Origin of the sequence: Halorhodospira abdelmalekii (genome assembly GCF_016583625.1) — a bacterium.
In the GTDB taxonomy this organism is placed as follows: Bacteria; Pseudomonadota; Gammaproteobacteria; order Nitrococcales; family Halorhodospiraceae; genus Halorhodospira; species Halorhodospira abdelmalekii.
The window spans coordinates 1-8,189 of the sequence record NZ_NRRN01000076.1 but is presented as its reverse complement, the minus strand read 5'-3'; the positions used below and the strand labels follow the sequence as shown (position 1 = coordinate 8,189).

Genomic DNA, 8,189 nt, shown 5'->3' with positions numbered 1-8,189 from the left:
ATACATGCCAAAGACAGGAGACAAATGGATGCCTTGCAGCCTGCTTGAGCCGTGTGCGGGGAAACTCGCACGCACGGTTCTGAGGGGGCGGGGAACCAGCGATGGTTCCCTGCTACCCGGCGGTGCTTGGGCGGTGGAGGCCCCGACGCGGCAGATCAAGCCCTCACAGACCTGCCACGCCTGCGGGCAGCAGGAGAAGAAACCGCTCAGCCAGCGCCGGCACAGCTGCCCTTGCGGCGCGTCCTGTTCGCGGGACGAGAACGCCGCTCGGGTGCTGTTGGCTTGGCTGGAGCGGAGTTTATCCGGTCGGGAACCGGCCGATGCGTGGAGGGAGGTCAGACCGGGTCATCCTCTGGATGAGTCGGCACTCCCGTCGAAGCGCGAAACTCACGCCATAGCTTAAGCTTGGCGGGAGTAGTTCATGGCAGCGCATTCTAGCCTGTCAGTCTTTGGAGATCAAAGGCCTGGCATAGGGGGCAGGTTCACTCTCGTTGACGTAGCATGAGAGCTGTGCTACCGTTACATCATGATTGTTCATTTCAAAGGCAAGGGCACGGAAGACATCTTCAACGGAGTGGCCTCAAAGGCCGCCCGGAAAGTGTGTCCGCAGGCGTTGTGGCGGATCGCTTCAAGAAAACTCGAATTGCTCGATTCCGTTGTTCATCGAGATGAGTTAAAAGTTCCTCCAGGTAGCCGTCTGGAAGCCTTATCTGGCGACAGAAAGGGGCAGCACAGCATTCGATTGAACGAGCAATACAGGATCTGCTTTAAATGGACTGAAGCTGGGCCCGGTGAAGTGGAAATAACTGATTATCATTAGAGGTGAAGTATGGTCCGCATTCCTACGCATAGGCAGCCGACTCATCCCGGCGAAATGCTGGTAGAGGAGTTTCTGCGTCCAATGCATATAACGCAGCGTGAACTAGCAGATGCTATACACGTTCCTTATCAAAGAGTTAACGAGCTAGTTAATCAAAAACGTGGCATTACTCCTAGTACTGCGCTTCGCTTGGCTCGATTTTTTGGTGTCTCGGCCGATTTCTGGTTGAACCTGCAAATCAGGTGGGATCTTTATAAGGCACAGCAAGCCGAACAGGACGAGTTGGCGGAGATTCAAGATGTCACTCACTGGCAAAAGATGGCTTAACGATAATGCAACGGAGGAAGAGGGAGGAAGTGAAGGACACGCACTGCTTGGGGTGGTTGTCGCAGCGGCAGTCGCATCCCGAAAAGGCAGCAGCGGTTTGACGGGCGCGGGTAATTTGAGGCACGAGAGCATTCCGGCGACCTCGACGCCGGCATCGAACCTTTCGCGCAGCGCCTTTTCCAGGTCGAAGCGCGGCTCGATGCGCTCCCGCAGGCCAGTGTGCTCCGACTCCTCAGGCGTTGGCGCGATGGCGGCGCGCACAGGGTTCAGGTCAACGTACGCCATGCAGGCGAGCAGAGCGGCATCGCTGCCGAGCGCTTGCGACTTAAAGCGAGCCTCCCAGAAGTGGCCGGTGCACCCGTCCTCCTTGTTGGCCTGCCGGGCGATGGGCTCGTTGAGGCATTTCATAAACCAGCTCAACTCCCCGAGCCGCTCGCGGTAGATGTCGACCCGTTTGTCGAGTTGTACCTGTTCGAGCGCATCAAGCGGCTCACCGGATAGATATTTCTTCATCACCGGCGGGCCTTTATAGAGCGCACCCCAGCGTTGGATCACCTCATCTGTAGCGGTAGCGAGGTGGTGCGTTCGAGGCGTTGCGCGTCGTCATGCTCCGCCAGCACCAGCGCCTTCGCTCCACTCGGGCAGCGCTGCAGCGTATTCTAGTCCGCCGCTCGGTGGGACTCAATGGAGCAAAGCAGAGCGCAGTTGTATACTTGAGTATCCGTGGTAGCTGTGGCCGAGGGCTTTGATATGTCGCAAGCACAACCGACCTTTGAAGATGTATGGCGGCTTTTTCAGGAGGGCGAACGCCGGCTTCGGGAGACTGAGCGCCTCATGAAGGAGTCGCGGCAAGAGACCGAGCGCCAGTTTCAGGAGACTGCACGCCAGTTTCAGGAGACCGAGCGCCAGTTTCAGGAGACCGAACGCCAGTTTCAGGATACGGATCAGCGCCTCAAGCAGCTCTCCAAAAACCTCGGCGATTTGGGCAACCGGCTAGGTGAGTTTGTAGAGCACCAAGTTGCCCCTGCTGTAGTGCGCCTCTTCCGTGAAAAAGGCATTGAGGTGCACTCGTTCCATCCACAAATGTCGACTAAACGCAATGGCGAGGCACTGGAGATCGATTTACTGGTTGTCAATGACGGTGATGCGGTCCTCGTCGAGTGCAAAAGAAAATTGGCCTATGAGCATATCGATGCGCACTTGGCGCGGTTGGAGAAATTTAAGCGCATTATGCCGCTCTACAAGGGGCATCGCGTAATGGGGGCTGTGGCGGGAATGGTCGTTTCTGACGACGTGGCCGCTGCGGCGATTGATAAAGGTCTCTATGTCCTGTGTCAAAACGGCGATCAGATTGAGGTGCGCAACCTACCGACCTTCTCTCCGGCTATTTGGTAGACCGCTGGGGCTAGGTTGGGGTTTGAGTCCGGTTGTGCCTCTAACAGTTGTGCCACAATAGATGCCATTGATCGGAAGGTGGCTAGCGATTGAGGAGTTTTTCGTATGGCGCTGGCTGAAAGTGATCACGAAAAAATAAACGCCTATATCGAAGCCTACCTGAAGCGGTGGTTGGAGGAGCAGCGCTTGACCCCGCAGCCGCCTGGCTATGATCGCGAATTGCACGAGCGCATCACGCGGGTGGAGGAGGCGCTGAAGCATCAGGGCGAGTTGATGCAGCAGGGCTTTGCCCAAATCGACAAACGCCTGGAGCAGGTCGACAGGCGCTTCGAGGCGATGCAGCAGCAGATAGACAAGCGCTTCGAGGCGATGCAGCAGCAGATGGACAAGCGTTTCGAGCAAGTCGATAAGCGTTTCGAAGAAATGATCAGACGGCAAGATAAACAGCACCGTTTGGTGCTCGGTTTTATTGTCGGTTCGTTGGGTTTGATGATTACCGTCATGCTGACGGCAATGCGCTTTATGGGTTAAAAGATTTTCTCACAAGAGAAAGAGTGGAGGACACGCACTGCTTGGTGTTGTGAAGCGTTTTGGGCGATGGCACCGCGCTTTTTCGGGTTGATGATGCGCCCGGCGTGATCGACGAGCGCTAGGTACTCCTCGAAGGTGCAGGGAATGCCAGCTAGGGCGGCGGCTGCCGCAGCGGCAGTCGCATCTCGAAAAGGCAGCAGCGGTTTGACGGGCGCGGGCAGCTGTAAGCAGGAGAGCAATCCGGCGACCTCGACGCCGGCATTGAACCTTTCGCGCAGCGCCTTGTCCACATCAAAGCGCGGCTCGATGCGCTCACGGACGTGCCCTGAGACGTGCCCTGAGACGTGAGACGCTGCTGGAGACTTACGCCGGGCGCAGTGGGCAGCAGGCGGCGTCGAACTGCGGGTCGTCGATCCGCCGGTGGATCGCGCGGATTGCCTCGTTCTCATTGCGAAAGAGGTTTTCACGCCCGATCTCTTCGATCAGGCCGGCGCGCTGCATCACCTCCCAGACCTGCAGCTTGACGCCGGCGAGGACCAGCGTTACACCGTTCTCGTGCAGGCGGCGGTGGAGGTTGTGCAGCGCTTCGACCCCCGAGGAGTCGATCGAGGTGATGCCGTCGCTGACCAGCAGCACAAAACGGGCCTCGGTGTACTCGTGGTTGACCTCCAAGACGCGGTCTTCGAGGTGGCCGACGTTGGCGAAGTAGAGCGCGCCGTCGAAGCGCAGTGCAGCGATGTGGCGACTCTCCGGCAGCCCGAAGAGGCGGGCGTCGCGCAGCGTCCCATCTTCGGGGTGACGGGAGAGGATCACCACCCGCGGGCGCATGGTGCGCAGCAGGTAGAGGATGATGGCGAGGCCAGCGCCGATCAGGATGCCGTAGTCGAGATGCGGCGCGAAGGCGAGGGTGGCGACGAAGGTCGTCAGCGCCGCCGCCCCGTCGTCGCGGTGGGTCCGCCACGTCTGCACCATGGCGCGGAAATTGATCAAGCCACTGACTGCCATGATAATAATGGCCGCCAGTACGGCCAGCGGCAGGTGGTAGAGTAGGGGGGTGAAGAGCAGCAGCGCGACGGCAACGAGCAGCGCCGTGATCACCGAGGCGAGCCCGCTGCGCGCACCGTTATCGTGATTGACAGCGCTGCGCGAAAAGGAGCCGCTGACCGGAAAGGCCTGCGACAGGCTTGAGGCGAGGTTAGCAAGACCCTGCCCGACCAGCTCCTGATTCGGATCGATGCGATCGCGCGTGCGCGCCGCAATCGCCTTAGCGATCGAGATCGCCTCCATAAAGCCGACCAAGGCAATGATCGCTGCGGTACTCAGCAGTGCTCGTATCGTCTCCCACTCCCAGCTTGGCATTGCCGGCGTCGGCAGACCGGCCGGGATCGACCCGACGACCGCTCCGCCGAGCCCCTCATAGCCGATCAAATAGCTGACCGGGGTGAGTACGACGACCGCGGCCAAGACCCCGGGCAGCCGCGGCAGCCAGCGCCGACAGGCGACCATGATGGCGATGGCGGTCAGCCCCATGGCCAACGTCGGCCCGTGGGTGTTGGCCAGATCGCCAAGGAGCTCGACGATGCCGGCGAGCATCCCGCCGTCGCGCGACAGCGGCAGGCCGAGCAGGTTATTGACCTGCGACAGGGCGATGACGATCGCCGCGGCGTTGGTAAAGCCAAGAATGACCGGGTGGGCGAGGAAGTTGACCAGGGTGCCGAGTGAGCAGAGCCCGAGGACCAGCTGCATCAAGCCGACGAGCAGTGCCAGGGTGATGGCCAGGGTAATAAACTCACCGCTGCCGGGCTCGGCCAGCGGCGTGAGCGCCGATGCGGTCAGCAGTGCTACCACGGCTACCGGCCCGGTTGCCAGTTGCGGCGAGGAGCCCCAGATGGCCGCCACCATAACCGGCAGACAGGCGGCGTAGAGGCCGTAGTAGGGCGGCATCCCGGCCAGCGCGGCGTAGGCCATCGACTGCGGAATGAGCACCAGGGCAACGGCGAGCCCGGCGATCAAATCGGCACGCACCCGCTCAGGGGTCGGGCGCTGCCACTGATTACAGGGGATCAGCCGGCGGGCGAAGGCCCACCGGTTCAGCCACTCAGCACGCATCGTTGAATCAGAGATCCTCAAGCCGTCGCATCGACTGCGGCAACAAGCGCAGATCGACCAGTGCGGTGGTCACGCTCTTCGCCAAAGTCGCCTCCTCCTCGTGCAGCAGTTTGTAGTACTGCACCTTGAGGGTAATGGCGCTGCCGAGGATCAAGCCGACAACGGTCAGCGGCGCGGTGATCGCTAAGGTCGATAGGCCAGTAATCCCCTGACCGAAGGTGCAGCCCATGCTCAGCGGGCCGCCGAGCCCCATCAGGGCGCCGCCGATCAGGTGGTAGCTAAAGTCCTGCTTCGAGGCGAACCACTCGATGCGGAAGCTCCTGCTGATCAGCGCCCAGAGCAGCGAGCCGAGAATCACCCCGCAGACGATGATGACGCCGATGCTGAGCAGGGCGCGATCGAAGCCGCCGACGGTGTACTCCACGGTGCCGGCAATGGGGCCGACGAAGGTGATCCCTGAGGCCGGGCCGGGCAGTTGTGTCGTCAGCGCCCAGACGGCGACTACGGCCAGACCGACGACCACGCCACCGAGGACGTGATCGCGACTGCTGCGAAAGTCGGCGGCGCGCAGGACAAAGTAGAGCAGAGCAGCGCCGATCGCCCCCCCGAGGAGCAGGCGGGCCCATACACCGGCCTCGCCGGCGATCAGGCTCCCGAGATCGCCGCCGTTGCTGTGGGGGATGGCGATCGGATTGAAGAGCACAACACGCAGCGGGGCGTCGAGCAGCGGCGGGTTGATGGTGAAGTAGGCGACCGTACCGAGGACGATGGCGACAAAGAGCGATTTCACGCTGCCGTTGCCGATGCGCACCACGGTCTTGTTGCCGCAACCGCTGGCTAAGGTCATGCCGATGCCGAAGAGCAGACCGCCGATCAACGCACCCGCCCAGGCGATAGGGGCGCCGCGGTAGGGGGGCATGGTCTGGTTGGCTTCGATGAGACCGAGTGGCTCAAGTAGCACCACCCCGAGAATCGCGACGGCCATCGCCAGCGCCCAGGCACGCATCCGGCGCCAGTCCTGCATATTGACGATGTCAGAGACTGCACCCATGGTGCAGAAGTGGGTCTTGTTGACGACGGCACCGAGAATCACGGCGATGAAGAAGATGGCACCGATGAGTGTCCACTGCGCGGCAGTCAGCGACGCAAAGTCCATGGTGGGGGCCTCCCCGTGAGCAAGATCAATCCACGCTGACTCTTACATATCGCTCCACGAAAGGGAATATCCATGAAAGGATAGGCGCCACTGGCTAGAAGGCCACTGGCTAGAAGCAGGGGCTAGAAGGGACAGGCGCTACTGGCTCCCTACGGCGACCTACTGGCTAATCGCTGCCGAGGCGCCGGCGCGGCAGCCCTAAGTCGACCGCCTTGATGGCGGCCTCGACCCGCGAACGGACCCCGAGTTTGCGCAGCACCGACTTCACGTGCAGCTTCACAGTGCCGTCGGAGATGCCGAGCTGACGAGCGATCACCTTATTGCTCTCGCCGGTTGCTAAGTGCTCCAGGATGTCGCGCTCGCGCGGGGTCAGCACGGCGAAGGGATCGGGGGGGCGTTGCGGATCGTGCGCACCCGGCGGTTGACCGAGGGCGCGGGCAAGCGTATCGGTCAGCTGCGGCGCGATGGCGATACGCCCTTGGGTGACCTCGTGGAGTGCCGAGACGAGGTAGTCGGGATCGCTGTCTTTGAGCAGATAACCCTGCGCCCCGGCACGCAGACAGTCGAAGAGATCGCGCTCCTCTTCGCTGCCGGTGAGCATGACGACCGGCAGCTGCGGATTGTTCGCCCGCAGCTGCTGCAGCACCGTCAGCCCGTCCTGCCCCGGCATACGCAGATCGAGCAGGACCAGATCGGGCTGGAACTCTGCCGTGAGGGCGACGATATCGTCTCGACCGCTGCCGGTCGCGGTGCTGATGCCCTGACTCTCGAGCAGCTCTTGGAGCGCCGAACGAAAGAGGCGGTGATCGTCGATCAACAGCACCCGCATGACGTTCTACCCCTCCCAAGCCGGTTTGCGGCCCCGGGGCAGATAGAGGTAGATGCGCGTCCCTTGCCCCGGTTCGCTGTCGATACTCAGCAGGGCTTCGAGTTGGCGGGCGCGCTCGCGCATCCCCGGCAGGCCGTAGCCGCGCGTTGGCGTCGGTCCGCCGGTGCTCCGGATGCGGGCGTCCCGAGGGGCGTCCTGAGTGCCAGTCCCCCGAGTGCCGCCAGTCCCCTGAGTTCCGCCCCGAGTGCCCTCCCGAGTGCCCTCCCGAGTGCCAGTGCCGCGAGTGACCGCATTGAGGACAGCGGCGTCGGGGCGGACCCCGGCGGCGAAGCCTTCCCCGTCGTCTTCGATCAACAGCTGCAAGGCGTACTCATCGCTATCGAGCAAGAGTCGAATGGTGTGGGCGTGGCCGTGGTGCCAAGCGTTGGCGAGTGCCTCTTCGATAATCCGATGGACCTGAAGTGCCTCGCGCTCGCTCAGCTCTTGTTCGGGCCAGCCGTTATCGAGTTGCACCGTGATCCCGCTATCGCGCTGAAAACGGCTGATCAGCTGTTGCAACGCGGTATCGAGGGTGGTGCCGAGGGCTTGGCTGTGGAACTGCTGCATCACATTGCGCAGCTGTTCATGGGCCTGATCAAGGCGCTCGCGCAGGCCGTGGATCTGCTGCTGCAGACGTTCCGGGGTCGTGCTCGGTGCACTCGCTTGTCGCTCAAGGCGGCAGGCGTGCAGGCGCAGCGCGCTGATCTCCTGAACGATGGTGTCGTGCAGCTCGTGAGCGAGGTGCCGGCGCTCATCGCGCAGGGCGCAGCGGCGTGCTTGATGCTGCTCCGAATTTCATACTCGAAAGTGCTCATTCGGTGATTCGCTCTCCGTTGATAGCACCCGGGTGTGACCGGGCGAGCAACTGGAGTCCTGGTTGAGCAGTCCCAACCGGAGGCGCTCAGTCCGTTCCAGCAAGATCGCCTTGACCCGCTTGAACGGAGTGAACCGCTCAATATCCGGGTCAAACAACCGTGCTAGCA

Annotated in this window: 11 protein-coding genes and 2 pseudogenes; 6 read left to right on the top strand and 7 right to left on the bottom strand. The window is 61.9% G+C overall.

The features are described 5' to 3' along the window. Positions 1-4: 4 nt before the first annotated feature. The 6 genes from CKO15_RS14725 to CKO15_RS12805 all read left to right on the top strand — a co-directional run bounded on the left by CKO15_RS14725 (position 5) and on the right by CKO15_RS12805 (position 3,073). Positions 5-403 carry a zinc ribbon domain-containing protein gene (locus CKO15_RS14725; RefSeq protein ID WP_420842149.1) on the top strand — a complete coding sequence of 133 codons (399 nt, stop codon included), beginning with the start codon at positions 5-7 and terminating at the stop codon, positions 401-403. 123 nt (positions 404-526) lie between these two features. After that, complete coding sequence (locus CKO15_RS12825; RefSeq protein ID WP_200196966.1) at positions 527-820, top strand: type II toxin-antitoxin system RelE/ParE family toxin; 294 nt, start codon at positions 527-529, stop codon at positions 818-820. Between the two features lie 9 nt (positions 821-829). Next, positions 830-1,147 (top strand): HigA family addiction module antitoxin, encoded by a 318-nt coding sequence (locus CKO15_RS12820; protein WP_200196963.1) that lies wholly within the window; start codon positions 830-832, stop codon positions 1,145-1,147. A 219-nt stretch (positions 1,148-1,366) separates the two neighbouring features. Beyond that, positions 1,367-1,648, top strand: coding sequence for a hypothetical protein (locus tag CKO15_RS12815; RefSeq protein ID WP_200196961.1), 282 nt, complete (start codon positions 1,367-1,369; stop codon positions 1,646-1,648). 249 nt (positions 1,649-1,897) lie between these two features. Next, positions 1,898-2,542: a DUF3782 domain-containing protein gene (locus CKO15_RS12810; RefSeq protein ID WP_200196959.1), complete on the top strand. Its 645-nt coding sequence runs from the start codon at positions 1,898-1,900 to the stop codon at positions 2,540-2,542. A 105-nt stretch (positions 2,543-2,647) separates the two neighbouring features. Beyond that, positions 2,648-3,073, top strand: coding sequence for a hypothetical protein (locus CKO15_RS12805; RefSeq protein ID WP_200196957.1), 426 nt, complete (start codon positions 2,648-2,650; stop codon positions 3,071-3,073). On the opposite strand, the gene CKO15_RS12800 is transcribed toward CKO15_RS12805, so the two are convergent. The 7 genes and pseudogenes from CKO15_RS12800 to CKO15_RS12770 all read right to left on the bottom strand — a co-directional run. After that, positions 3,070-3,363: a hypothetical protein gene (locus CKO15_RS12800; protein WP_200196955.1), complete on the bottom strand. Its 294-nt coding sequence runs from the start codon at positions 3,361-3,363 to the stop codon at positions 3,070-3,072. The genes CKO15_RS12805 and CKO15_RS12800 overlap by 4 nt on opposite strands. Before the next feature lie 73 nt (positions 3,364-3,436). Next, the gene (locus CKO15_RS12795) at positions 3,437-5,182 is read right to left on the bottom strand and encodes a SulP family inorganic anion transporter (RefSeq protein WP_200196953.1); all 1,746 of its coding nucleotides are present in this window, start codon (positions 5,180-5,182) and stop codon (positions 3,437-3,439) included. Between the two features lie 7 nt (positions 5,183-5,189). Further along, the gene (locus CKO15_RS12790) at positions 5,190-6,338 is read right to left on the bottom strand and encodes a YeeE/YedE family protein (protein ID WP_200196951.1); all 1,149 of its coding nucleotides are present in this window, start codon (positions 6,336-6,338) and stop codon (positions 5,190-5,192) included. Between the two features lie 166 nt (positions 6,339-6,504). Beyond that, on the bottom strand, positions 6,505-7,167 hold the full coding sequence (locus CKO15_RS12785; RefSeq protein ID WP_200196949.1) for a response regulator: 663 nt from the start codon (positions 7,165-7,167) through the stop codon (positions 6,505-6,507). A 6-nt stretch (positions 7,168-7,173) separates the two neighbouring features. After that, the gene (locus tag CKO15_RS12780) at positions 7,174-7,773 is read right to left on the bottom strand and encodes a sensor histidine kinase (RefSeq protein WP_200196947.1); all 600 of its coding nucleotides are present in this window, start codon (positions 7,771-7,773) and stop codon (positions 7,174-7,176) included. A gap of 36 nt (positions 7,774-7,809) precedes the next feature. Beyond that, positions 7,810-7,902 (bottom strand): annotated as a pseudogene (locus tag CKO15_RS14720) (hypothetical protein); the annotation flags it as partial. A gap of 99 nt (positions 7,903-8,001) precedes the next feature. Then, positions 8,002-8,189, bottom strand: a pseudogene (locus CKO15_RS12770) (RNA-guided endonuclease TnpB family protein); the annotation flags it as partial.

Bases quoted from the DNA above. Each gene is read 5' to 3' on its own strand.
- CKO15_RS12780 (WP_200196947.1), bottom strand. From the start codon at position 7,773: ATGCAGCAGTTCCACAGCCAAGCCCTCGGCACCACCCTCGATACCGCG.
- CKO15_RS14725 (WP_420842149.1), top strand. From the start codon at position 5: ATGCCAAAGACAGGAGACAAATGGATGCCTTGCAGCCTGCTTGAGCCG.
- CKO15_RS12820 (WP_200196963.1), top strand. From the start codon at position 830: ATGGTCCGCATTCCTACGCATAGGCAGCCGACTCATCCCGGCGAAATG.
- CKO15_RS12805 (WP_200196957.1), top strand. From the start codon at position 2,648: ATGGCGCTGGCTGAAAGTGATCACGAAAAAATAAACGCCTATATCGAA.
- CKO15_RS12810 (WP_200196959.1), top strand. From the start codon at position 1,898: ATGTCGCAAGCACAACCGACCTTTGAAGATGTATGGCGGCTTTTTCAG.
- CKO15_RS12785 (WP_200196949.1), bottom strand. From the start codon at position 7,167: ATGCGGGTGCTGTTGATCGACGATCACCGCCTCTTTCGTTCGGCGCTC.
- CKO15_RS12790 (WP_200196951.1), bottom strand. From the start codon at position 6,338: ATGGACTTTGCGTCGCTGACTGCCGCGCAGTGGACACTCATCGGTGCC.
- CKO15_RS12795 (WP_200196953.1), bottom strand. From the start codon at position 5,182: ATGCGTGCTGAGTGGCTGAACCGGTGGGCCTTCGCCCGCCGGCTGATC.
- CKO15_RS12825 (WP_200196966.1), top strand. From the start codon at position 527: ATGATTGTTCATTTCAAAGGCAAGGGCACGGAAGACATCTTCAACGGA.